This window comes from Devosia sp. Micro-HW1, from assembly GCF_056341075.1.
The window spans coordinates 3,050,106-3,073,853 of the sequence record NZ_CP094375.1 but is presented as its reverse complement, the minus strand read 5'-3'; the positions used below and the strand labels follow the sequence as shown (position 1 = coordinate 3,073,853).

19 protein-coding genes, 1 tRNA gene and 1 pseudogene are annotated in these 23,748 nt (G+C 62.8%); 9 read left to right on the top strand and 12 right to left on the bottom strand.

Annotation, left to right across the window (positions count from 1 at the left end):
• Nucleotides 1-36 precede the first annotated feature (36 nt).
• Nucleotides 37-1,326, bottom strand: a complete 1,290-nt coding sequence (gene hisD, locus MQW79_RS14830) for a histidinol dehydrogenase (protein ID WP_476585242.1) — start codon at nt 1,324-1,326, stop codon at nt 37-39.
• 173 nt (nt 1,327-1,499) lie between these two features.
• Between hisD and MQW79_RS14825 the strand changes: the two genes are divergently transcribed.
• The 5 genes from MQW79_RS14825 (at nt 1,500) to MQW79_RS14805 (ending at nt 5,820) form a co-directional block, all read left to right on the top strand.
• Complete coding sequence (locus MQW79_RS14825; RefSeq protein WP_476585241.1) at nt 1,500-1,628, top strand: hypothetical protein; 129 nt, start codon at nt 1,500-1,502, stop codon at nt 1,626-1,628.
• The gene (locus MQW79_RS14820; protein ID WP_476585240.1) at nt 1,625-3,550 is read left to right on the top strand and encodes an alpha/beta fold hydrolase; all 1,926 of its coding nucleotides are present in this window, start codon (nt 1,625-1,627) and stop codon (nt 3,548-3,550) included. The genes MQW79_RS14825 and MQW79_RS14820 overlap by 4 nt, the downstream gene beginning before the upstream one ends.
• Before the next feature lie 169 nt (nt 3,551-3,719).
• Complete coding sequence (locus tag MQW79_RS14815) at nt 3,720-4,007, top strand: hypothetical protein (RefSeq protein WP_476585239.1); 288 nt, start codon at nt 3,720-3,722, stop codon at nt 4,005-4,007.
• A gap of 260 nt (nt 4,008-4,267) precedes the next feature.
• The gene (locus MQW79_RS14810; RefSeq protein ID WP_476585238.1) at nt 4,268-4,864 is read left to right on the top strand and encodes a cysteine hydrolase family protein; all 597 of its coding nucleotides are present in this window, start codon (nt 4,268-4,270) and stop codon (nt 4,862-4,864) included.
• Nucleotides 4,861-5,820, top strand: a complete 960-nt coding sequence (locus MQW79_RS14805) for a TIGR03885 family FMN-dependent LLM class oxidoreductase (RefSeq protein WP_476585237.1) — start codon at nt 4,861-4,863, stop codon at nt 5,818-5,820. The genes MQW79_RS14810 and MQW79_RS14805 overlap by 4 nt, the downstream gene beginning before the upstream one ends.
• A 62-nt stretch (nt 5,821-5,882) precedes the next feature.
• Here the strand turns inward: MQW79_RS14805 and MQW79_RS14800 are convergent, their stop codons facing one another.
• The 5 genes from MQW79_RS14800 to MQW79_RS14780 form a co-directional block, all read right to left on the bottom strand.
• Nucleotides 5,883-7,655, bottom strand: coding sequence for an alpha-amylase family glycosyl hydrolase (locus MQW79_RS14800; RefSeq protein WP_476585236.1), 1,773 nt, complete (start codon nt 7,653-7,655; stop codon nt 5,883-5,885).
• Between the two features lie 226 nt (nt 7,656-7,881).
• Complete coding sequence (locus MQW79_RS14795; protein ID WP_476585235.1) at nt 7,882-8,775, bottom strand: SDR family oxidoreductase; 894 nt, start codon at nt 8,773-8,775, stop codon at nt 7,882-7,884.
• 132 nt (nt 8,776-8,907) lie between these two features.
• A complete protein-coding gene (locus MQW79_RS14790) occupies nt 8,908-10,014 on the bottom strand; it encodes a DUF3618 domain-containing protein (protein WP_476585234.1) in 1,107 nt (368 codons plus the stop codon).
• The gene (locus MQW79_RS14785) at nt 10,014-10,433 is read right to left on the bottom strand and encodes a phage holin family protein (RefSeq protein WP_476585233.1); all 420 of its coding nucleotides are present in this window, start codon (nt 10,431-10,433) and stop codon (nt 10,014-10,016) included. The genes MQW79_RS14790 and MQW79_RS14785 overlap by 1 nt, the downstream gene beginning before the upstream one ends.
• On the bottom strand, nt 10,430-11,029 hold the full coding sequence (locus MQW79_RS14780; RefSeq protein ID WP_476585232.1) for a nutrient deprivation-induced protein: 600 nt from the start codon (nt 11,027-11,029) through the stop codon (nt 10,430-10,432). Before MQW79_RS14780 ends, MQW79_RS14785 begins: the two co-directional genes overlap by 4 nt.
• Before the next feature lie 380 nt (nt 11,030-11,409).
• On the opposite strand from MQW79_RS14780, the gene katE reads away from it, so the two are divergent.
• Nucleotides 11,410-13,524 (top strand): catalase, encoded by a 2,115-nt coding sequence (gene katE, locus MQW79_RS14775; protein ID WP_476585231.1) that lies wholly within the window; start codon nt 11,410-11,412, stop codon nt 13,522-13,524.
• Between the two features lie 109 nt (nt 13,525-13,633).
• Here katE and MQW79_RS14770 read toward each other — a convergent pair.
• A tRNA-Arg gene (locus MQW79_RS14770) sits at nt 13,634-13,710 on the bottom strand.
• A 181-nt stretch (nt 13,711-13,891) separates the two neighbouring features.
• Here MQW79_RS14770 and MQW79_RS14765 point away from each other — a divergent pair.
• Complete coding sequence (locus MQW79_RS14765; protein ID WP_476585230.1) at nt 13,892-14,500, top strand: DNA-3-methyladenine glycosylase I; 609 nt, start codon at nt 13,892-13,894, stop codon at nt 14,498-14,500.
• A 128-nt stretch (nt 14,501-14,628) separates the two neighbouring features.
• On the opposite strand, the gene MQW79_RS14760 is transcribed toward MQW79_RS14765, so the two are convergent.
• From MQW79_RS14760 to MQW79_RS14750, 3 genes are all read right to left on the bottom strand, one after another.
• On the bottom strand, nt 14,629-16,167 hold the full coding sequence (locus tag MQW79_RS14760) for a PQQ-dependent sugar dehydrogenase (protein ID WP_476585229.1): 1,539 nt from the start codon (nt 16,165-16,167) through the stop codon (nt 14,629-14,631).
• Nucleotides 16,160-16,543, bottom strand: a complete 384-nt coding sequence (locus tag MQW79_RS14755) for a DUF2231 domain-containing protein (protein WP_476585228.1) — start codon at nt 16,541-16,543, stop codon at nt 16,160-16,162. Before MQW79_RS14755 ends, MQW79_RS14760 begins: the two co-directional genes overlap by 8 nt.
• Nucleotides 16,544-16,756: 213 nt before the next feature.
• A complete protein-coding gene (locus tag MQW79_RS14750; RefSeq protein WP_476585227.1) occupies nt 16,757-17,194 on the bottom strand; it encodes an FKBP-type peptidyl-prolyl cis-trans isomerase in 438 nt (145 codons plus the stop codon).
• Between the two features lie 566 nt (nt 17,195-17,760).
• On the opposite strand from MQW79_RS14750, the pseudogene MQW79_RS14745 reads away from it, so the two are divergent.
• Nucleotides 17,761-18,099, top strand: a pseudogene (locus MQW79_RS14745) (transglycosylase SLT domain-containing protein); the annotation flags it as partial.
• A 15-nt stretch (nt 18,100-18,114) separates the two neighbouring features.
• On the opposite strand, the gene MQW79_RS14740 reads toward MQW79_RS14745, so the two are convergent.
• Nucleotides 18,115-18,456, bottom strand: a complete 342-nt coding sequence (locus MQW79_RS14740; RefSeq protein ID WP_476585226.1) for a response regulator — start codon at nt 18,454-18,456, stop codon at nt 18,115-18,117.
• A 263-nt stretch (nt 18,457-18,719) separates the two neighbouring features.
• Between MQW79_RS14740 and polA the strand changes: the two genes are divergently transcribed.
• Nucleotides 18,720-21,638 carry a DNA polymerase I gene (polA, locus tag MQW79_RS14735; RefSeq protein ID WP_476585225.1) on the top strand — a complete coding sequence of 973 codons (2,919 nt, stop codon included), beginning with the start codon at nt 18,720-18,722 and terminating at the stop codon, nt 21,636-21,638.
• Between the two features lie 4 nt (nt 21,639-21,642).
• On the opposite strand, the gene MQW79_RS14730 is transcribed toward polA, so the two are convergent.
• On the bottom strand, nt 21,643-23,736 hold the full coding sequence (locus MQW79_RS14730; RefSeq protein WP_476585224.1) for an ATP-binding protein: 2,094 nt from the start codon (nt 23,734-23,736) through the stop codon (nt 21,643-21,645).
• Between the last annotated feature and the right edge of the window lie 12 nt (nt 23,737-23,748).

Below are 23,748 nucleotides of genomic sequence, written 5' to 3'. Positions count from 1 at the left end.
GAATAAGGCCCGCATTCGCGGGCCTTTTTGCTTTGTTCAGTTGACCTTCGCCTGCATGCGGTCGAGCCGCAATTGCGCGGCGCGGCGATGGCCTTCGAGACCCTCGCTGGCCGACTGGCGGGCCGCGGGCGGGGCAACCTGCCTGACACCCTGTTCGTCGAGCCACTGATGCGTGGCGATCTTGACATAGGCGCCCACCCAGAGGCCGCCGGTGTAGCGACCGGCGCCCATGGTGGGCAGGGTGTGGTTGGTTCCCGAGCACTTGTCGGAATAGACCACGCTGGCCAGCTCGCCGATGAACAGGCTGCCATAGTTCCGCAGCTTCCTGGCGAAGGCCTTGGCGTCCGCGGTGTGGACCTGCAGGTGTTCGGCAGCGATGAGGTCGGAATAGGCGATCATGGCGGCTTCGTCTTCGCAGACGGTGATCTCGCCATAGTTGATCCAGGCTTCGCGGGCCGTGTTGGCGGTGGAGAGGGTTTGGAGCTGCTTTTCGACCTCGACAAGCGTGGCCTCGGCCAGGGCCTTGTCGGTGGTGATGAGGCCAACGCGCGTGCGGATGTCGTGTTCAGCCTGGGCGAGGAGGTCGGTGGCAATCATTTCGGCGTCGCCGGTCGAGTCAGCGACGACGAAGATCTCGGAAGGGCCGGCAAGCTGGTCGATGCCGACGGGTCCAAAAACCTGGCGCTTGGCCTCGTTGACGAAGGCATTGCCGGGGCCGACGATCTTGTTGACGGCCGGAACGCTCTCGGTACCATAGGCCATTGCGGCAATGGCCTGCGCCCCGCCGATCTTGAAGATGCGATCGGCGCCGGAGAGATGGCAGCCGGCAATCATCGCCTTGTGGGCATTGGGCGGCAGGCAGGCAACCACCTCGTCGACACCGGCAACCTTGGCCGGGACAATGGTCATGATCGGTGCGGACAGAAGCGGATAGCGGCCGCCGGGAACATAGCAGCCGACGCGCTCGATGGGGATGACGCGGTGCCCCATATGCACGCCCGGCAAAGTCTCGACCTCCAGCGGCAGGATCGTGGCGAGCTGTGCCTGGGCAAACTTGCGCACATTCTCAATGGCAAATTCGGTGTCCTTGCGCGTCTGCGGATCGAGCTCGGCCAGCGCCGCCTGCCGCTCCGCATCCGTGACCTCGAAGACCTCCAGTTCGGCCTTGTCGAACTTGGCGGAATATTCGCGCACCGCCTTTTCGCCATTGGCGCGGACATTGGCGATGATCTCGGCAACCAGCGCCTCGACGGGCGCATTGTCGCCCACCGAGGACCGCTCGGGGGCCTTCACATAGGTAACGCCGGGAAAGGGGGAAGTGGTCATTGCATCTGTCTCCGAAACATAGCGCGAGCACGGCAACAGGTTGGCAGACTGCCAACACCTGGGCGTCTCATCGAGGCGCAGATTGTTCTTGCATACGTATTCAATATTTGCCAGAATTTTTTGCGAAAGTGGGGTTCGACCATTGGATGATGGTCTGCCCATGGGAGACGCCTATGCAGTACCAGCAGACCGAGCTGCTGATCACCGGCCATGTCGCCAAGGTGACACGGGTCGACCTCGACGAGGCGATCGGGGCGGCGGGCGACGTTCTCGGCCGACCCATCATCGAGTTCACCCGGTGACCACACACCCTGCCCCGCTGCGGCCCGCCCCTGCATCCGCCCAGGTGCCACTGCTGCTCCTGCCCGGCACCGTCTGTGACGAGCGCCTGTTCCTGCCGCTGATGGGGGCGCTCGGCTATCCGGACATGCGTGTCATGGAGATGACCGGCGCGGAAACGACCCCCGCCCTGGCAGCGCGGCTGCTAAGCAACGCCCCGGAACAGTTCGCGCTGGCCGGCTTCTCGCTGGGCGGCATTGTGGCCCTGGAAATGGTAGCGCAGGCGCCTGAACGCATTGCGCGGCTGGCGCTGATCGACACCACGCCCCGCCCCGACCCGGAAGGCAATGCGGCGCTGCGCCGTGCCGCCGTGGCCAAGGCGAGGGCTGAAGGCATGGACGGCTACATAATCGAGGCCTGGTCCCGCCTGGTCTCCCCGGCCAATGCGGCCAACCCAGCGCTCCGCGACGTGATCCTGGTCATGGCCCGCGATGCCGGCGCCGACGTGCTGGCCGACCAATCGGAAGTGGCCATAAACCGGGCCGACAGCCGCCAGCGGCTGGGCGCCATTGCCGTGCCGACGCTGATCCTGGCGGGCGCCGACGAACGGGTGTGCCCCATCGAGGCGCATCAGGAACTGGCCGAAGGCATTGCCGGATCCCGCTTCTTCACCATTCCCGAAGCCGGGCATTTCGCCCCGCTTGAAAATCCCGCCGCAGTGGCGCGTCATATGCGTGCCTGGCTGGGGGGAGAACACGACCACCATGCCTCGCCGGCAGCAGACCAAGGAGTCACCATGAGCGACAACGACAGCACCACCAAGGCCAAGGGCGTCAGCCCCGCCCCCCGCAAGGAAGAGGTGCTGCAGGTCGAGCGCCACGATTATCAGGACCTGGCGCCGACCAATCGCCCCCGCGGCCAGTCGCTGGAAGGGTTCGACGACATCTATACCGACATCGTCGACTACATCATCCGCTGCACCCACAAGATCTGGGACGAGCGCGATATCGGGCTGATCTACACCCACTACACGCACAATATCGTGCTCTATGGCACCACAGGCACGATCTACAATCGTGAAGATGTCGTGCGCGACACCATCCAGCGGCTCGTCTCCTTCCCGGAGCGCCGCGGCATGGGCACGCAGGTGATCTGGAACGGTAATGACAAGGACGGCTTCTATACCAGCCATCTCGTCACCGGCTCTGGCCGCCATACCCAATACGGCCATCTGGGCCAGCCCACCGGCAAGCCCTTTGTCAGCCGCACCATTGCCGACTGCATGATCTTCCAGAACAAGATCTACCGCGAGTGGGTCGTCGCCGACACGATGGCCATCATCCAGCAGCTGGGTCTCGACCCCAATCATTTCGCCATGAAGACCGCCAAGGCCAAGTTTGCCGCTGGCCTCGTCTCGCTTGATATCGGCGAGAATCGCCGCTTTGTCGGCCAGACGCCGCCGGCCGAAAAGGCCGATACTTCGCTCGCGCATAACGACATCGAAGCGCAGACCATCGAGATGCTGCACGAAATTTTCACCAAGCGCATGTTCGGCCGCATCGCCCAGGACTATGCGCCCAATGCGCAGTATCACGGGCCCCTGATGAAGGAGCTCTATGGCCACGCCGCCATCATCCACCAGCATCTGGGCCTGATAGGCTCGCTGCCGGACGCCTCCTACGAAGTCCAGCATGTCGCCTCCAATCCCTGCGAAGAAGGCGGCACCAAGGTTGCCGTGCGCTGGATCATGGAAGGGCACCACCTGGGCTACGGCATTCTGGGCACGCTGGGCGACCCGACGGGCAAGCGCGTGCAGGTGATGGGCATGAGCCACTATCACTGGAAGAACGGCAAGATCGTCGACGAGTGGAATGTCTATGACGAGTTGAGCCTGCTCACCCAGATCAAGCTCGGCCAGCTGGCCGATGGCGAACTCGACACCTGACAAAAGCAAGCGGGGCGGCGCGCCGCCCCGTATCTGCGGCCGTAGCGGCCGTTTTTCCAATGGCACCGTCTTGCACTCCCAGAAACGGCAACGATCCGCCACGGCAGGAATAGCAGCGCCAAGCCGCCGAGCCGGAAAGGTCGCGGCGGCCCTTGCACCTGAAGGCTAAATGGTCGCCCTGCCCGGATCGATCTGGATCACCACGCGTTCACCCTCGATAACCCATTTTCACTTCTCGGAGGCGGACGAGATGGAAGAGTTTCGAATCATTGATTTGCGCGACGCCAGTAGCGGCCGCGAACGCGTTGTCGCAGACAAGACGCCCGAAGGCGCGGCTTCCGGTATTTTGAAGCTCCGTCTGGTCAGAGGTGGCAGCCCCTCGCGTCTGGTGTGCAAGGTCTACTGGAAAAGTGGTGAGGCCACCAACATGGTGCGTCTGTACGAAGCTTTGGCTTAGCTCGATCAATCTGCACTCGGACGGCGGACAGGCACTTTCCTCGGTTCCGATCGCTTCATCGTGGTCATGGAATGGTTTTCGCTTGCTTAGCGAGAACGGCCTATCGAGTCATCCTCGAAGCGAGGATTGCTCCACCCGGGCAGGCTCTCCATTGAGATCCCCGTGTCAGAAGTCCGCGCCTTGCGAAAGCTCCCGCTTCCCCCTGGTATCGGAACGATTGCGGCCGGTACCGATTGTGGGTCTTGCGGAGGAACAAGACCTTGAACACGCTTCAGAACTGGGCGCATCTGTGTGTCGACATGCAGTCACTCTTTGCCGACGAGACACAGTGGCATGTCCCGTGGCTCAACAGGACACTGCCTGCGGTGGAAGAACTGGTAGCGATGGCGGCGGCGCGCACGGTCTTTACCCGCTTCATCCCCCCAAATTCCCTCGAAGATGCCCAGGGGCGCTGGCAAAACTATTACGCGCTTTGGCCTGACATGCTGGCCAACAGGCTGCCGCCGGACCTGCTCGATCTGGTGCCGTCGCTGACCCGGTTCGTGCCGCCGGCCCGAGTGTTCGACAAAAGCGTCTATTCGCCATGGTGGTCCGGCGAGCTGCACCGCACTTTGCGCTCGGAAGGGGTGACGCACCTGGCCATCAGCGGCGGGGAAACCGATGTCTGCGTCCTGGCCACGACGCTTGGGGCGATCGATCTGGGCTATCGTGTCCATATGGTCGCCGATGCGCTCTTCGGCTCGGCAGACCCCACCCATGACGCCATGCTGGAAATCTACCGGAGCCGGTTCCAGACCCAGCTGGCGATGACCAGCGTGGATGAATTGCACCAGCTCTGGCGCGAGGGCGGGCTATGACCCTTATCGGCTATCACGCTTCGCACGAGCAGTTCGCTCCCGGCGCGCTTCTTGGTTACGTGCAGCAGGCAGAGGCGGCGGGGTTTGGCGGCGCCAAGTCCTCGGACCATTTCCATCCCTGGAGCGAGAAACAGGGACAGTCGGGTCATGCCTGGTCGTGGCTGGGCGCGGCCATGCAGGCGACCACACTGCCCATTGGCATGATTTCGGCGCCTGGCTATCGATATCATCCCGCCGTGCTGGCCCAGGCCGCGGCCACTATCGGGGAAATGTATCCGGGCCGGCTGTGGCTGGCTTTGGGCAGCGGTGAAGCGGTCAACGAGGCCATAACCGGACAGGCCTGGCCGGACAAGCCCGAGCGCAATGCCCGACTGCGCGAATGCGTCGATATTTTCCGGGGTCTGTTCGCGGGAGACACGGTCACCCATCGCGGGCGGGTGACGGTTGTGGAGGCCAGGCTTTACTCGCGACCACCCATTCCGGTCCCGCTGTTCGGCGCCGCCGTGTCGGCGGAGACGGCGGCATGGGCCGCAGGATGGGCCGATGGTCTTCTGACCACAGGGGGCGAACCGGACGTCGTGGCAAAGGTGGTCAGGGCCTTTCGCGACAATGGCGGCGGGGGAAAGCCCATCCACGTCCAGCACGCGCTGTCCTGGGACCGCACCGACGAGCTGGCTGTGCGCAACTCGCTGGAGCAATGGGGGCCCGTCTCTGCCGCCGGCGATACCAACTGGAACCTCAGCCGGCCGGCGGATTTCGACGCTATCGGGGCGCTGGTCACAGAAGAGACGATCCGACAGCGGATTGCCGTCTCCGCAGATACGGGCTGGCATCGCGCGCGCATCGAGGCCTTGATGGCGCTCGGCGTTACCGCGGTTCATCTGCACAATGTTGGGCGCAACCAGGAGGCATTCATCGACACCTTCGGCCGCGACGTCCTGCCGGGCCTGCGCTGATCGGGCGGCCACGCCGGTCGGGTCTGCCTGCAAGATCCGACCGGCATCCATCACTGGCACGTCTAGACGGTGGTGACCGATGTCCAGGCCACTGCGCTCCAGGGGCTCAGTCGAAGCACCTCGCCCTGCTGCGTGAAATCACCCGTGGTCACCGGCGTATTGGTGACGACGCAGGCAATGTCGGCCGGGCGGTCGCTGGGATTGAGCGCCATGGTGAGCACGCCCGCCTCGAAGATCCAGCTGACAACCAGCGCACTACCCTGGCGCCCGCTGCGGGCATCGCGGCACGGCGTCGCGGCAAGCGGCCAGAGGTGATCGCGGCGCCATTTGGCCAGCATCCGGAACCGGTCCAGCGCCGCCTGCCTTTCGGGGCTTGCATAGTCGTCCCAGTCGATGCGGGCGCTTTGGAAGGTCGAGATGGCATTCGGGTCGGGCAGGCCGCCCTCCCCGACATCCTCCTGAAAGTTCTCGCGCATCTGCTTGTAGCGGTCTGCGCGGACCGCTTCGGCCTCGTGCTCCGGCAAGTCGATGAAGAACGGAAACGGCGTTCTCATATGCGCGTCCTCGCCCATGAAGAGCAGCGGGACCTGCGGCGCCAGCAGGGTCACGAAATGCAGGAAGTCCAGCTTGTTGGCGCTGATCCGGTCCGGCAGGCGCTTTGCATCGGCGCGGTTGCCGATCTGGTCGTGGTTCTGCACATAGGAGACGAAGGCGTCGGGTGGCAGGCGACTGGCCGGCTCACCGCGACTCTTGCCATCGCTGTCGTCGCCGGCTTCCCCGTCATGGATGAAGCCGTCGGCCAGGCCTTTTTCGAGGTCGGCGACGGCGTCGCGATCACCTTCTTCATAGCCATGCTTGCGCTCGCCGGTGACCAGGTAGTGCAGCACATGATGGATGTCGTCGTTCCATTGGGCGGTATAATCGAGCGGCCGGTTGCATTCGTCACGGTCGAGCCAGGAGGCGATATTGTCCATGTTCTCGACGATGAGCTTGGCATCGGGCTTGACGCTGCGGGCCGCCTTGGCGAGGTCGCCCAGGAAGAGGTCGCGCGCTTCGGTCTTCATCTCGTGGATGGCATCGAAGCGCAGGCCGTCGAAGTCGAATTCCTCCAGCCACATCCTGGCGTTCTCGTAGTAGAACTGCCGCACCATGTCCTCGGTAAAGTCGATCCCCTTGCCCCAGGGTGTTTCGATCGAGGCGTCGAACCATTCGGGCGCATGGAGTTCGATGAAATTGTCGAACTGGCCGAAGTGGTTGTAGACCACATCGAGGATGAGGCAGAGCCCGAGGTCGTGAGCCCGGTCCACCAGCCGACGCAGGTCCTCGCGTGTGCCATAGGCGTCTGCCGGCGCGAAGATCAGGGTGCCGTCATAGCCCCAGTTGCGCTGCCCGGGAAAGGCATTGACCGGCATGATTTCGAGGGCGGTGAAGCCGGCGTCCCTGAAATGTTCGAGGCGGCTGGCAAGGCCGGCAAAGGTCCCTTCGGGCGACACTGTCCCGATATGTACCTCGCACAAAATGGTTTCGTGCCAGGGCCGCAGGGGGCCGTCCCGCCCGCTCGGTACAAGCGGCGCGCAGACCAGGCTCCACCCCGCGGTGCCGTCCGCCTGCTGGCGAGACGCAGGATCGGGAAATTCATGGCCGCCGGAGCGAAAGCGGTAAAGCGTCCCGGGTCCGCACCCGTCCAGCCGGACCGACCAGAAGCCGTTATCGTCCTTGTCCATGGATTGGGCTTGCCGATCCGGAAACAGAACCTCCACCGCTTGTGCGCCGGGAGCCCAAAGTCGAAATTCGGTTGCGTCGCCATCGAGGCGCGGGCCGAACAGTGTTTTCATTGCGTCCATCCTTGAAACGGATTCGGCCAACGGTTGCGCCCACTACCGGTTCCGCTGGAAAGGCCGGTTCATTCCGACCCGCGTTTGGACGTCTTTTTCGAGCGGGAGAACCTCTCCCATCAGCTGCTGGGAGAGGTCGCCATAGCCCTCGTGCCGGTAGTGCAGATGGGCCCATGAAGCCGTCTCCGTCCGCCTTATGGATTGTGCCCCGGACAAGCAGGAGCGCCTATGCGATCCCCTTGCCGCCGGTAACGCCGAAGACCTCGCCAGTTATATAGCTGCTCTCCTGCGAGGCCAGGAGTACGTAGACGGGGGCGAGTTCGACAGGCTGGCCGGGGCGACCGAAGGCGCTGTCCTGGCCGAAGGTTTCGACCTTTTCGGGAAACTGTCCGCCGCTCGGCTGCAGCACCGTCCAGAACGGGCCCGGGGCCACTGCATTGACCCGGATGCCCTTTTCGATCAGCTGCTCGGCCAGCGCCTTGGTATAGGCGACGATGCCGGCCTTGGTGGTCGCGTAGTCGAGCAGATGCGCCGATGGCTGGTAGGCCTGGATGGAGGCCGTGGTGATGATCGACGCGCCGGGCGGCAGATGCGGCACGGCGGCGCTGGCCAGCCAGTGCAGCGCGTAGAGATTGGTCTTGAGCGTCTTGTCGAAATCGTCGCTCGTGACGTCCGTCACCGACTTGCGGGCCTGCTGTCGGGCCGCGTTGATGACGAGAATGTCGAGGCCACCCAGTTGCGTGATGGCGTCATCGATCAGGCTCTTGCAGAATTTCTCGTCCGACACATCGCCGGGCAGCGCCACGGCCTTGGTGCCAGCCTTCTCGATATAGCCGATGACCTCGTTGGCATCGTCCATCTCGGAGGGCAGAAAGTTGATCGCGACATCGGCGCCTTCACGGGCAAAGGCGATGGCAGCCGCCCGACCGATGCCGGAATCGCCGCCGGTGATCAGCGCCTTGCGCCCCAGCAGCCGTCCAAATCCGGCATAGCTCTGCTCGCCATGATCGGGCGCTGGCGTCATCTTGCCGGCAAGCCCCGGTGGGTCCTGTGGCTGGCGGGGAAATGGCGGTGCAGGGTATTGATGCCGGGGATCCTGCATCGAAAAGCGGTCGGTCATGGAGTTCTCCTGGTCTGGGGCCAATGCCCGAAATCGTCACCGAAAGTCGGCCACCCTTGCGCAGGGCCGGCAAGGCGTGTCGGCTTGTCTGTCTGACGCGATGGGAAGGGGAGGCAGTGCCTCCCCTCCTTGTCAGCTTCCGTAATTGCCGGAGGAGCCGGGCGAACTGGGCGCGCCCGCGGCGCCGGACTGCTCGCCTGCGCCTGTCGCCCCGTCCTTGACCTGCTGATAAAGCTCGCCGGCCTTGTCTGCGGCGCTCGAATAGAGGTCGGCCGCCTTCTCCTTGCCCTGGTCATAGAGGTCGGAAGCCGTCTCGCCGACCTTGCCTTTGACCTTGTCGGACGCTTCCCCCAGAAGGGCATCTTCCTGGGCGGTAGACGGCAGAGCCGAACCCAGGGCTGCGCCAAGGGCAAAAGCCAGGGCCCCACCCACCAGCGGCTGGTCGCGGAACTGGTTGATGATGGTCTGGTTGAGACTGTTCACCTGCCCATGCAGCATCTCGCCCGCCTGGCCGGCACGGCTCTTGCCCGAGCTGGCGCCCGATTGCAGGGCCTCGGTCGCCTCATGCATCTTTTCGCGGGCCTTCTGCCAGGTGTGCGATGCCCAGCCGGTCGCTTCGTCGAGCAGGTTGCCCGCCTCGTCGCGGAAGTGCTCGATGCGTTCACCGGCGCTGTTGGTGAAGCCGCGGAACGTGTTGCCGGTCTCGTCCATGAAGTGGCCGGCGCGCTTGCCGCTTTCGTCGGCGAGAGCCTTGAACTTCTTGCCCGCGTCGTCGGTGAACTCGCTATAGGTGTGACCGCGCTCGTCGGTGGACGTCCCCACCCGCTGCAGCCCGGCGCCACTGATGATGGTGACGGGATAGTCGTCATCCGCGTCGAAGTCGGCGCTAGTGCTGTAGCCGCTGCGATGGTTGATGCTGTCATCCCAGTGACGATCACTGCGAATGGTGCTGGGCTGTTCACTGCCGCCAGCGCCGGTTGCCCCTGCGGGTTTGGCCATGAGCCAGGCGAGGCTCACGCCGAGCAACGCCACCGGAAGCGGGTTGGCGGTGACGTTGCGCTGCAGGCTCGAGACAAATTCGCCGCCACCGCCCTTGGTATAGGCCAGCAGTTCATCGACCAGCTGGCCCGGCGACAGCCGGTCCTGAATCTGGTCTATCGTGCTTTCCACGCGACTGCGCTGCATTTCGATTTCGCGCTGCAGTTCGGCAGAACTCTTGTGTTCGCTATCGTGAGCCATCAGAGCCTCTCCTTGACGATGTCAGCATCCCGGCCGAGCGAGGCAGCCGTGCGGTTCATGTTGAGATTGCTTGCCTTGAGGGCGTTGAGCCCCTTGTTGATGGTCGTCCAGCCGGCAAGGCCGAAGACCAGCGCCACGATCACCGCCGAAAGCGCGCTGGCCAGCGTGGGGTCCATGCCCATATTGACGAAAAGCGCCGCCAGCAGCGACACCAGCGCCGCGAGAAAGACCCCCAGCGCGCCGATCACCAGCACGCCGCCAATGGCGATGGAGCTGGCGGCGCCGGCCGCTTCCGAGACTTTTTCGGAGGCCTCGACCTTGGCCAGCTGCACTTCCTTGCGGAAGAGCGTGGAGATGTCGGACACAAGTCCGCCGAGGAGATCGGCAATCGGTCTGCCTTCACCTGACGTGGCCATCATTCGCCTCCCATATTGCTGGAGGACGGACGGCTGGCATAACCCTGCGATCCTTCCGTCTGATAGGAAGTGCTGGACTGGGACGCCTTCTGCTCACGCCGCTGGTTCGAGGCCATTGCGAAACGGCTGGCGACGAAGCCGGCCAGCGCCGCGGCCCCAAGAAAGGCGACCGGCTGCCTGCGGCCAAAATCCTGGGCCAGGCCCATGAGGTCGTCGACATCACGATCCTCCACCGTCTTGCCCATGCTGGACAGGCCCGAGGCCAGATCGCGCGCATAACGGGCAATCGTCTGCTGGTCCGACCCGTCCAGCTCATCGGCCACCTTGCCGATCGCCGCGGCGACACCATTGATCTGGTTGGCGGCGAGGTCCTTCTGGTCGGCGGCGAAGGATTTCACACTTTCCGTGGCTTCCGACACCTTGGCGCCGGCTTCCTCGCCCAGCGCGCGGGCATCGGTCCTGGCGCGTTGCGCGATGGCATCCAGGTCATGTTTGGCATGCTCGGTTGCGGTCTCCAGGTCGTGACCGACCTGGGTTTTCAAGCCATCCGTGCCGCGGGACGCGCCGCCGTTCGGATTGCTGGAATCATCGATGCTCATCTTTGAACTCCTGAGGGAAGGCCAAGACTGGCCGGTTAGGCACGGTCAATGGCTCTCACCCCAAAACGGTTCCAGAATAAGATAATCAATTCAATGACTTAAAGCGCACTGATGAGCCGACCCGCAGCCTTGTCGGGGCGCAGGCGATCGAGCAGTCCAGTGATGGCGGCATTCCGCTTGGCCGCAACGGTCGCACGCGCGGACCGTTCCCCAGGCTCACCAATTTGTCGGCATGAGACAGGCAAGCTGACGATTGCCGGCGCGGCGCCATCTCGACCAGTTAGCGAAGGGGGAGAATGTGAGCGAGCTCGGCCCATCCTGGCCGGAACGATTAGCGCCTGTGACGATTGCAGCCCCAAGAAGCATTAATGGAGGATGTAATGGCGCGCCGTTCAACCAAGCCTGGCCTGGAAGCAGCGAAATACGGCGATCAGACCGTACACCGCGGCCAAGGTGGGGAAACCCATCAGATCGCCGAGGATGGCTACGATACGCTGACAACGCAACAGGGTATCCCTGTCGCCGACGATCAGAACACCCTCAGGCAGGGCGCGCGCGGTCCGGCGCTGATGGAAGATGCGCATTTCCGCGAGAAGATTTTCCACTTCGATCACGAGCGCATTCCGGAGCGTGTGGTGCATGCGCGCGGATATGGCGCCCATGGCTATTTCGAGACCTATAAGTCTCTGAGCAAGCTCACACGTGCCGATATTTTCCAGCGCGAGGGCGAGCAGACGCCGGTCTTTGTCCGGTTCTCCACCGTGGCTGGGTCGAAGGGCTCGTTCGATCTGGCGCGCGACGTGCGCGGCTTTGCGGTCAAGTTCTACACGCAGGAAGGCAATTGGGACCTCGTCGGCAACAATATCCCGGTCTTCTTCATTCAGGACGCGATCAAGTTTCCCGACATCATTCATTCGGTGAAGCCCGAGCCCGACAAGGCCTTTCCGCAGGCCCAGAGCGCGCATGACAATTTCTGGGATTTCATCTCGCTGACGCCTGAATCCATGCACATGATCATGTGGGTCATGTCGGACCGGGCCATTCCCCGGTCCTACCGGTTCATGCAGGGCTTTGGCGTGCACACGTTCCGGCTGGTCAATGCCAAGGGCGAGTCCCACTTCGTCAAGTTCATCTGGAAGCCCAAGCTGGGCATGCAATCCGTGCTGTGGAACGAGGCCGTGAAGATCAACGGCGCCGATCCTGATTTTCATCGCCGCGACCTGTGGAATGCGATCCAGAGCGGCGATTGCCCGGAATGGGAACTGTGCCTTCAGGTGTTCGACCAGGATTTTGCCGACAGTTTCGATTTCGACGTGCTCGATCCCACCAAGATTATCCCCGAGGAAATCCTCCCGGCCGAACCGGTGGGCCGCCTGGTGCTCGATCGCATGCCGGACAACTTCTTTGCCGAGACCGAACAGGTCGCCTTCATGACGCAGAATGTGCCGCCCGGCATCGAGTTTTCCAACGATCCGCTGCTGCAGGGGCGAAACTTCTCCTACCTCGACACCCAGCTCAAGCGCCTGGGGAGCCCCAATTTCGCGCAATTGCCGATCAACGCGCCCAAATGCCCGTTCCATCATCTGCAGCAGGACGGCCACATGGCCTTCCAGAACCCGCGCGGTCGCGCCAATTACGAGCCCAATTCCTGGGGTACGGAGATCGGCGGCCCGCGTGAATCGCCGGCGCGCGGTTTCCAGACCTTCGCGCAGGAGCCCGAGGGTCCAAAAGTTCGCCTGCGCCCGGAGAGTTTCGCCGATCATTACAGTCAGGCGCGCCAGTTCTATGTCAGCCAGACTCTCGTCGAACAGCGGCATATCGGCGAGGCGCTGGTCTTCGAGCTCAGCAAATGCGAATTCCCGGCCATTCGCGAGCGGATGGTAGCGCACTTGCGCAACATCGACGCCGATCTGGCCCAGACAGTCGCGGACGGGCTCGGCATGAAGAAGCTGCCGCCGGCGGCGCCGCCAGCGCAGAAACCCCGTACCGACCTGCCGCCATCGGACCTGCTCAGCATCCTCAAGAACCCGCCCCCTTCCTTTGCCGGTCGCAAGATCGGCGTCCTCGTTACCGAGGGGAGCGATGCGCAACTGCTTGCCGCTCTCGAGGCGGCGGCGACGGCAGAGAGGGCGACCATCGAGATCATTGCCCCGACGGTCGGCGGTGTGACCCTCAGTGACGGCTCGGTCCAGCCGGCCCACCACAAGATCGATGGAGGGCCTTCGGTCCTGTTCGACGCCGTGGCCCTGCTGCCCTCGGAGGAAGGCATAAGGGAACTAGTGAAACTGCCGCCAGCACGCGATTTCGTCAGCGACGCCTATGCGCATTACAAGTTCATCGCGTTCACCGAAGCGGCGACAAGGCTCTTCACCAAAGTCGGCTTGCCCGACGACCTCGACGATGGCTTCCTGCCCCTCGGGTCAGACACCGATGCCGGTGCGTTCATTACCCTATGTCGCGACCTGCGCTTCTGGGATCGGCCCGATGGAGCGTGAACGATAGCGAACTGGTCGTCGGTCCGGGCGAAGTAGCACCAAGCCGCGCGCACTGCGCGATGGCCTGTGTGGGAAGCACAGGCCATGCTTGCCTGACATGCTGGTTTGTTGGCGCACCCGGCGAGATTCGAACTCACGACCTCTGCCTTCGGAGGGCAGCGCTCTATCCAGCTGAGCTACGGGTGCAGGCCGGAATCGGGCAGGTGCCCGGTGGATTTGGCGCAAACTAGTCGAAGCCCCGCCCGCGCGCAACCGGACAATTCGTTTCCCGTATCAGGGCCAGGCCCCCGCGGATGAACGGATGCTGCCAGGACGTGACAGCAGCGCTCCGCCATGGTGCACTGACCCGGACAGCGACGAGGAAAGCATGAATCTGTTTGAAGCGCCCGATGGCCTGATGCGCTGCCGCTGGTGCGGCGGGGCGCCGGAATTTTTGCCCTATCATGATGCCGAATGGGGTTTTCCGGTCAGCGATGACCGGCGGCTCTTCGAAAAGCTCAGCCTTGAAGGATTTCAGTCGGGCCTTTCCTGGCGGACCATCCTCAACAAGCGCGAGGCGTTCCGCGCCGGCTTTGCCGGCTTTGACATCGACAAGGTCGCCGCCTTTACCGAAGAGGATGTCGACAGGCTTCTGGCCGACAAGGGCATTGTGCGCCATCGCGGCAAGATCCAGGCCGTCATCAACAATGCAGCGCGGGCGCAGGAATTGATCGCCGAGGCGGGTTCGATCGCCGCCTTTGTCTGGCGCTATGAGGCCAGGACACCGGCACCGCCCCAGACCCAGAGCACCAGTCCGGAATCGGAAGCCCTCTCGAAGGCGCTGAAAAAGCGCGGCTGGCGCTTTGTCGGCCCCACGACAGTCTTTGCCTTCATGCAGGCCATGGGGCTGGTCAATGATCATGCAGAAGGCTGCATCAGCCGCGACCAGGCCGCCGCCATGCGCAGGAATTTCGCGGTGCCCGGCGCGTCAGGCTGACCCAGGCCTCTCGGTTGCCCCGTCACCCGCCCTGATCCACCTCCAGCAAGGAAAGAGGCGCAGGGCCGGTCCCGGTGTCGCCATCTCCCTCCCCCTTGGGGGGAGAGCAAGGGTGGGGTCTTTGCCGCTTACTCCGCCGGCGGCGGCACACCGTCCTCGGGGCCGACGGCCGGGGCGATGTCAGTCTGCGACGGCTCGCCGGCGGCCTGCTCAGGCGCCGGTGCCGCTGGTTCGGCGGCCGGAGCCTCGGATGGTGCCTGGCTGCCCGGCGCTGCTGCGGGGGCGTCTGCCGCTTCGGCCTCAGCGACCACATCCGATGGCACCGGCTCCGGGATCACCGCGCCATCGGCTGCCGCCACGCGCCAGACCGTGTTGCCGCTGTCGTCGGCGATCAGCAGCGCGCCGGTGCCGTCGATGCCCAGGCCAACCGGGCGGCCATGCGCCTTGTCCCCTTCGAGAAAGCCGGTGACGACGTCGATTGCCATGCCCGAAGGCGCACCATCGACAAAGGGCACATAGACGACCTTGTAGCCATTGAACTGATTGCGGTTCCAGCTGCCGCGATTGCCCACAAAGGCCCCGCTCTCAAAGCCCTGCGGCATTGCGGCATTGTCGGTAAAGGCCAGGCCGAGGGCCGCGACATGGCTCGACAGCGCATAGTCGGGCTTGATGGCTGTTTCGACCAGGTCCGGGCGCGGCGGGTGCACGCGCTCGTCGACCACCTGGCCGTAATAGCTCCAGGGCCAGCCATAAAAGCCGTCCTCCTGCACCGACGTCATATAGTCGGGCACGAGATTGGGCCCCAGTTCGTCGCGCTCGTTGACCACGGTCCAGAGCATGCCGGTTTGGGGGTGGAAGGTGAGGCCGTTGGGATTTCTGAGACCCGAGGCGAAGACGCGGGCGGCGCCGGTTTCGCGATCGATCTGCCAGATGGCGGCCCGGCCCTTTTCCGCTTCAAGGCCGCGTTCGCCGGCATTGGAGTTGGAGCCGACCGAGGCATAGAGGAACTGTCCATCCGGGCTCAGCGCCAGGTCCTTGGTCCAGTGGTGGTTGATCGGCCCGCCCGGCAGCGGCGCCAGCACTGTCGGCCCAGCCGTGATCTCGGTGTCGCCCAGCGCGTAGGGATAGGAAATGACCGCATCGGCCGCCGCGACATAGAGCGTGTCTTCGTGCCAGGCGACGCCAAAGGGCGAGGTCAGGTCGGTGAGAAGATCGAAGCGCTCGTCGACCACGCCGTCCCGGTCCGTGTCCTGCAGCAGCGTGATCAGATTGGTCGGCTTCTGTTCGCCGCCACCGCCCGACGCCAGACCCATGATCCAGCCACGGATAAAGTCCTTGGGCCGATTGAGCGGCTTGCCTTCGGGCGCCTTTGACTGCACCACCAGCACGTCGCCATTTGGCAGCGTCTGGACGGTGCGCGGATTAGCCAGATCCTGTGCATAGGCGGTAATGACGAAGCCTTCGGGAACCACGGGCGTCTGCCCCTCTTCCCAGCCCACGACCTCTGCTACCTTGAGGTCAGGCATCAGGCTCTGCGCGGGTTCGGGCAGCACCGGATCGGGACCGATCTGGCTTGCCGTGTCGAATTCACTGCTGCCGCAGGCGGCAAGCACGAGGGTGGATGCCGCGGCAAGGGCCGAAAGGCGAAGCGCGTTGAGCCTAGACATGCTGCACTCCCCTGCTGCCCAAAATGCCTGTCACGATCATTGCCACCACAGTGGCGGCCGACAGTGCCACGCCCATCGGCATGACCGCCGTCCAGCCGTCCGCCGTGTGGACCAGATTGTTGAGAATGGCCAGGATCAGCACCACGACCCCGGCCAGCACCGCCCACCATGAAGGGCGCACGCGACGGATCAGCAGATCGACCGGCAGCGCGAGCAAAGCCAGCCCGGTAAAGACCACGCCGGCCAGCAAGAGCCATTCGGAAAAGTGCAGCCAGAGCAGATTGGATGTCTGCAGATAGGCTATGTCGGTGATCAGCGCGAGCGCGAAACAGGTAAGTGGCACCGCACGCAGGATGTAATGAATGGCCGCCGCCATGATTTATGAGCCCTCCCAACGGTCTGTGGGAGGAACAGGGTTTGGCGGCCATTGGTTCCGACAGCGGGAGCGCGGCTCGTCGGGCCCGTTCCCTGAAAGGCGCCTGGAGCCTTTCTCTGTCCTTCGGCTACCCGCCCGTCGCGCGCAGCGCTCATGGCCTGCTCCGGCTTGAAAGGCTCCACTGGAGCCTTTCACCTTCCTTCGGAAGGACGCCTACGCAGCCTTGACGACTTCGATCAGTTCGACGTCGAAGACCAGGTCCTTGCCGGCCAGGGGATGGTTGGCGTCGACGGTGACGCTCGCATCATCAACGCCGACCACGGTGATCGGCAGCATGCCGCCATCGGCGGTGCGCGCCTGGAGCTGGGTGCCGACCTGGATGTCGATGCCATCAGGGACCTTGGCGCGATCGAGCTGCTGGATGGCCTCGTCGCGGCGCGGGCCATAGGCATCGGCCACGGGAATCGTCACTGTGGATTTCGTGCCGGTTTCCATGCCGGTCACATGCTGTTCGAGACCGCGGATCACCTGGCCCTGGCCGAGCGTGAATTCGAGCGGCGCGCGGCCTTCGGAACTGTCAAACTGGGTTCCATCGACGAGGCGACCGGAATAGTGGATGCGCACGATGTCGCCTTGAGCGGCAGTGGTCATGAGAACAGGCCTTTCGGATTGGTGCCATCCCGGAGGAGGACGGCATTGCCATCCCCTGGGGGAACGACATTTCGGGTCAGTCGCGCAGTGGCGGTGGCCAGCCGAGGGCGGGCCAGCGCTCCGGGGCGCACGACGGCGATGCCCCCAGTTTAGGGACGTGTAACGAAATGTAAACCTTTGCCCGTCAAGTGCCCGCAGCGCCTGCGCTTTTTCGACCGCGGCAGCGATCACACTTGTCAGTGCGTCGTATTTCCGCCATCAAGCCGCCGTGTTTGCCCCTTAGCGGGCAGAATTGAGGGACTGCATTGGTACATAGAGGTATTGCCATGACGGCTCGACCAATTCCCATTGCCGGTTCCATAGCCCTTGCCCTGGTGCTGGCGGGCTGCTCGATGGCAGGCCTCAAGCCGATGCCGGGCAACAAGGCCACGGCCAGCGCTGCGATTGCCGGATTTGCCACGCCGAGTGCGGCTACGCCCGCCGGGCATGTGCCCAAGGCCGCTTCCGTGCCTTCAGCGCCTGCCGGTCTTGCCCTGGCCTATGCCGGTGGGGGACAACAAGCCTATGATGGACTTATCGCCCACTATTCCAGCCAATACCGCGTGCCTGAGCACCTGGTCCGTCGCGTCATCGTGCGCGAGAGCGGCTACAATGCCGGCGCCCGCAACGGGCCCTATTACGGCCTCATGCAGATCAGCCACGCCACGGCGCGCGGCATGGGCTATCGCGGCGAGGCCGCAGGCCTGCTCGATGCGGAAACCAACCTGCGCTATGCGGTGCGGTATCTGGCCGGCGCCTATGTCACCGCGGGTGGCAATGACGACCGGGCGGTGCAGTTTTATGCCCGCGGCTACTATTATGACGCCAAGCGCCTTGGATTGCTGGAAGAAAGCGGGCTGCGCTGAGCGCAACCCTTCCCGCTATTCGGCCGCCGTGGCCAGCAGCGTCTGTACGCGTCCGATCAGGTCTTCTTCACGAAACGGTTTTTCGATAAGCGGATAGACGCACGAGCTACCGCTGGGCAGCTCGGAATAGCCTGACGTCAGCAGCACGGGCAGGCCGGGGCGCAATTTCACTGCCGCCTCTGCGAGCTCCACCCCGGTCATGCCGGGCATGGAAAAGTCGGTGATCAGCATGCCGATATTGGCATGCTGGCGGATACGTTCGAGCGCTTCCGCGCCGGAGAACGCTTCGATGGCCGTGTGGCCCTGCTCATTGAGCACATCGACTATATTGAGGGTAATCAAGGCATCGTCGTCCACCACCAATATGGTAGTGCCTGGTCCCCTCAAAGGGGTGATTTGCACGGATGTCCTTAAAGGCCCCACCGGGCCAGTTATCTAAAGAGTGGAGGAACCGCTCTTCTCAGCACTTGGGAGCCTAAGCGGCAAATAAGGTCAAAGCTAGATGCGGGCGCAAAAACGTGATCGGGGGCATCCTGCTGACAGGTCCGGTCAATTTTGGGTGCCATCCTGGCGCCTGAGGCGATAAAGTCGCCGCCGACTGACTTGAGGGAATCGCATAAATGCATCTGCTGCTCGTCGATGGCTCGGGCTATATCTTCCGTGCCTTCCACGCTTTGCCGCCATTGAGCCGCAAGTCCGATGGGCTGCCCGTGGGCTGTGTGCAGGGCTTCTGCAACATGCTCTACAAGCTCACCCAGGACATGGAGGGAGACGACGCGCCCACCCATATGGCCGTCATCTTCGACGCCAAGGGCAAGACGTTTCGCGACGACCTTTACCCCCAATACAAGGCCCAGCGCCCGCCGGCACCCGAAGAACTGGTCCCGCAATTCCCGCTGACCCGCTCGGCCACCCGCGCCTTTTCCATCCCCTCCATCGAAATGGAGGGCTGGGAGGCCGACGACATCATGGCCACCTATGCCTGCATGGCGCGCGACGCCGGCTTCAAGGTCACCATCGCCTCCTCAGACAAGGACCTGATGCAGCTGGTGGAGCCCGATGGCTCGATCCGCCTGCTCGATACCATTCCCCGCCCCGGCCAGCCGCCGCTCAGGTGGATCGGCCCCGACGAGGTCTTCACCAAGTTCGGCGTGACGCCCGACAAGGTCATCGACGTGCAGGCGCTGTGCGGCGACAGCGTCGACAACGTCCCGGGCGTGCCCGGCATTGGCGTCAAGACCGCGGCCGAGCTCATCAATACCTATGGCAATCTCGAAACCCTCCTCGAGCGCGCCAGCGAGATCAAGCAGAATGCCCGCCGCGAAAAGCTGATCGCCAATGCGGACCTGGCGCGCATTTCCAAGCAGCTCGTCACCCTCGAAAGACAGGTGCCGGTCGAGATCGACCTCGATGGCCTCGTGCGCCAGCCGATGAGCCCCTCGGCGCTCTTTCCATTTCTCAAGGCCATGGAATTTGCCACCATCACCAAGCGCATGGCGAGCTTGCTCGAAGCCAATCCCGACGACTTCGCGCCCGATCCGGAGCTGAAGGCCGGCGGCACCACCGATGTCGGCGCGCCCAGGAAATCGGCCGACCTCTCCGTCGCCAAGGCCAAGCTCGCCGCCAATGTCGTGCCCGGCTCCGGCCCGGCCCGCCACGCCGCCGAGGAACATGCGCGCGTCAAGGCCATCCCGGTCAATTACGACGCCTATGAAATCGTCACCACGCCCGACCGGCTCGATGCCTGGATCGCGAAAATCGTCGACCGGGGCTATTTCGCCGTCGATACCGAGACCACGGGCCTTGATCCGCAACTGGCCGACATTGTCGGCATCTGCCTTTCCACCGAAATCGGCGAGGGCTGCTATATCCCGGTCGGCCACGCCAAGCCCGGCGATCTCCTCGAGGGCGGGGGCCTGGTCGAAGGCCAGCTGCCCATCGGCTTCGTGCTGGAAGCTTTGAAGCGCGTCTTGCAGGATCGCTCGATCCTCAAGATCGGGCAGAATGTGAAATATGACATCGAGGTCTTCGAGCGCTACGGCATCACCATGGCGCCGGTCGATGACACCATGCTCATCTCCTACGCGCTCGATGGCCCGCAATATAACGGGCTCGACGTGCTGGCCGATCATTGGCTCGGGCACAAGACCATCACCTTTTCCGAGCTGGCCGGGTCAGGCAAGAACCAGAAGACCTTCGACCAGCTCGATATCGCCCCCGCCGCCCGCTATGGCGCCGAGGATGCCGACATCACCATGCGCCTCTGGCATGTGCTCAAGCCCCGCCTTGCCGCGGAAAACATGACGACCCTCTACGAGACCATCGAGCGCCCGCTGGCGCCGGTGCTGGCCCGCATGGAAGCGCGCGGCATCATGGTGGACCGGCAGATCCTCGCCCGTCTCTCGGGCGACTTCGCCCAGCGCGCCGCCGCCTTCGAGGCCGAGGCGCATGAACTGGCCGGCCAGAGCTTCAATCTCGGCTCCCCCAAGCAATTGGGCGAAATCCTCTTCGACAAGATGGGGCTCGAAGGCGGCACCAAGACCAAGACCGGCGCCTGGTCGACCGGCGCCGATGTGCTCGAAGACCTGGCGCTGAAGGGCATTCCACTCGCCCGCACCATTGTCGACTGGCGCCAGCTGACCAAGCTCAAGGGCACCTATACCGATGCCCTGCCCACCTATATCAACCCGCGCACCGGCCGCGTGCACACGTCCTATTCGCAGGCCTCGGTCCTTACGGGCCGCCTCTCGTCCAACGACCCGAACCTGCAGAACATTCCTGTTCGCACCGAGGACGGCCGCAAGATCCGCACCGCCTTCATCGCCCCGCCGGGCAAGACCCTGATCTCGGCAGACTACAGCCAGATCGAGCTGCGCGTCCTGGCGCATATCGCCGATATCCAGGCCTTGAAGGACGCGTTCGAGGAAGGCCTCGACATTCACGCCATGACGGCATCAGAGATGTTCAACGTGCCGGTAGAGGGCATGCCGAGCGATGTGCGCCGGAGAGCCAAGGCCATCAATTTCGGCATCATCTACGGCATTTCCGCCTTCGGCCTTGCCAACCAGCTCGGCATCGAGCGCTCGGTGGCCGGCGAATACATCAAGACCTATTTCGAACGCTTCCCGGGCATCAAGGACTACATGGATTCCCAGAAGGCGCGGGTGAAAGCCGATGGCCACGTGATGACCATTTTCGGCCGCAAGATCCAGTTCCCCAATGCCAATTCGGGCAATCCGAGCGAGCGCAGCTTCGTCGAACGCGCCAGCATCAACGCCCCCATCCAGGGTTCCGCCGCCGACATCATCCGCCGCGCAATGATCCGCATGGAACCGGAACTCGCCAAGGCTGGGGTCGACGCCCAGATGCTGCTGCAGGTCCACGACGAACTGATCTTCGAAGTGCCCGAAGGCACGGAAGACCAGGCCATCCCGGTCATCAAGCGGGTGATGGAGGGGGCGGCGGAACCGGCGGTACGGCTGTCAGTACCGATCCAGGTGGATGCGCATGCGGCGAAGAATTGGGATGAGGCGCATTAAAGAGCTAACTCGCGTCAAGTTTTGCCTGGTCGAATTCTCGCCGAAGGATTATCGGCCGAGAAGAGCGCACCCCTTTCCCGTAGGCAAGGAACTCATATCTACCAAGATTGGGTATCATCCGAGCATGCTGGCTACTGTAGACACTGTCTAGGAAGGAGAGGCTGGTCTGATCTATCAACGTATGCGTCAAAAAGGTGTTGCACTGAGACAGGATAGTCTTGCTAACCAAGGCGGTCCGCTGTGACAGCACAAGCAGGCCGACGCCGTACTTCCTGCCCTGGAGCGCTATTTGGCCAATGCGGTTGACGACGCCTTGCGTGTCGAAGTCAAAACCAGATCCTCCGGTTTCAGGTATGATGGTGTGCGCCTCTTCAAGCACTATCAGTACCTGCCGCTGCCCCCTATTTTCCTTAGCCCAGCGCATTATAGCGGAAAGATACATTTCTGTGATGCGTAGGGTCGCACGAGTGTTCGTGATTTCGGCAAGTTCGAAGATTGCTAAGTTGCCGCCCGCCCCCAGATAATCCGCTACCTGTTTTTCAGTAGATTCCCGCAGACCATCCAATGCCTCGTCCAATGCCTTCTTTTCTTTCTCGGCCTTGAACGCGCCATAGTCCACCGCGCGCATCTTTTGCTCTATGTCTTGAGTTTCATCTCCGCTTGGACCGGGGAATGAGGGAGAACAGTCTACGAGACGCCTGGCATACTGACCTGTAAAATCTACACAAAAGACTTTGACGTCTCGCGAGATCGCCTCTCTTACAATGTCCAGAGCCAGCTCGGTCTTGCCGGTACCTGTAACTCCCAGAATTGCAGTGTGATAATTGATCAGGTCGTCAATTTTTGCGCCAACCTCTACCCCTGTTTCGGGGACCTTTGCCAATGGAAACTCGCGGTTCGTAAAAGTCGGCGCTGGCAATTGAGGCGCTGCCGCCCAAAATACCGGCGCATTCATCGACGGCAACCAAGAAAACTTTTCAAATCCAAGTGCAGCATCGTAGGCACCGATTTGACTTGCCATCACGATATGTGTGCCGCGTGGGTTGCGATCAAAACTCTCCTCAGAGGTCTCCGCATCCAAGATTTGATAGAAGACTATTCGCCCCTGCATGAGCAGAAACACCACTCCTCCCTGCGCGAGTGGCGAGGTGCTTGCGACTTCGAAACGCACTAATCCAATAGAGGAGTTCTCTACAACGAAGCCAACCAGTGTTGCACCATTCATGCCACTATGTTTGCTTAAGAACTCTTTGGTCAGCTGTTCGTCGTGTGTCGAAATGACGGTCTGTGGCTTGATCTTAAGCGGCTCCTGCGGCTGGGCTATACACAGTCCAGTGCCAAGAATTTCAGCACCATTTACCTGGGAGAACAGAGCCACCACGTAATGCTGACTTCCATCGGCCATGGCGGCAAGGTGTAGCCGATTTGCCTGCCATGTCTCAGTCGACGACAGGCTGACCCTGACTATATTTGGATCATCTACCCGTATGAGTGTTCCCACAGCCTCCAACGGCACTGATTTCGTCTCAAGCTGAAAATATTTCAAAATTGGGAAGAGCTTTTCAATTGGACGACCAATAGCCAAGAAGACCCATATTGCAACCAGCCAAGAGATTGCACCGAAGTCTGGCTGATAGCCACCAATGACACTAATAAGTACTGCAGGGGTGAAGATTAGCTCCCCTTTCCCCATTGCAGCAGAGAGCCGAGCGGCAGCTGCGCCTGTCGCGCTTCGGCTGTCATTCGAGAGGGAAAATAGGGCCAACAGGGCCACTGCAATTAGCAGGAGCACGTATACGAATGCGGTCCAACGCAGCCCTTCGAGGGCACCTATGAACGACTGCGTCTGCGAGACGTCGATCGTCCAGTATAAGACGGCCGCCGCCGCACCCGTCGCTAGCGCATCTCTTGGAGGTACAAACCATGGCGATGAAAGTAGATTTAAGAACCACATTGAGAGCGCGGCTATCAACCATGTACTCTCTAGTGCGCCAGTAATTTGGAACTGCCGTCCCACGATCACGTAGGCCGCATAAGCCAATAGTGCATTTCCAATCAGAACGATCACTCGTTCCTTAATTGTCAGTCTGCTTTCCATGTAGCCCCCCTG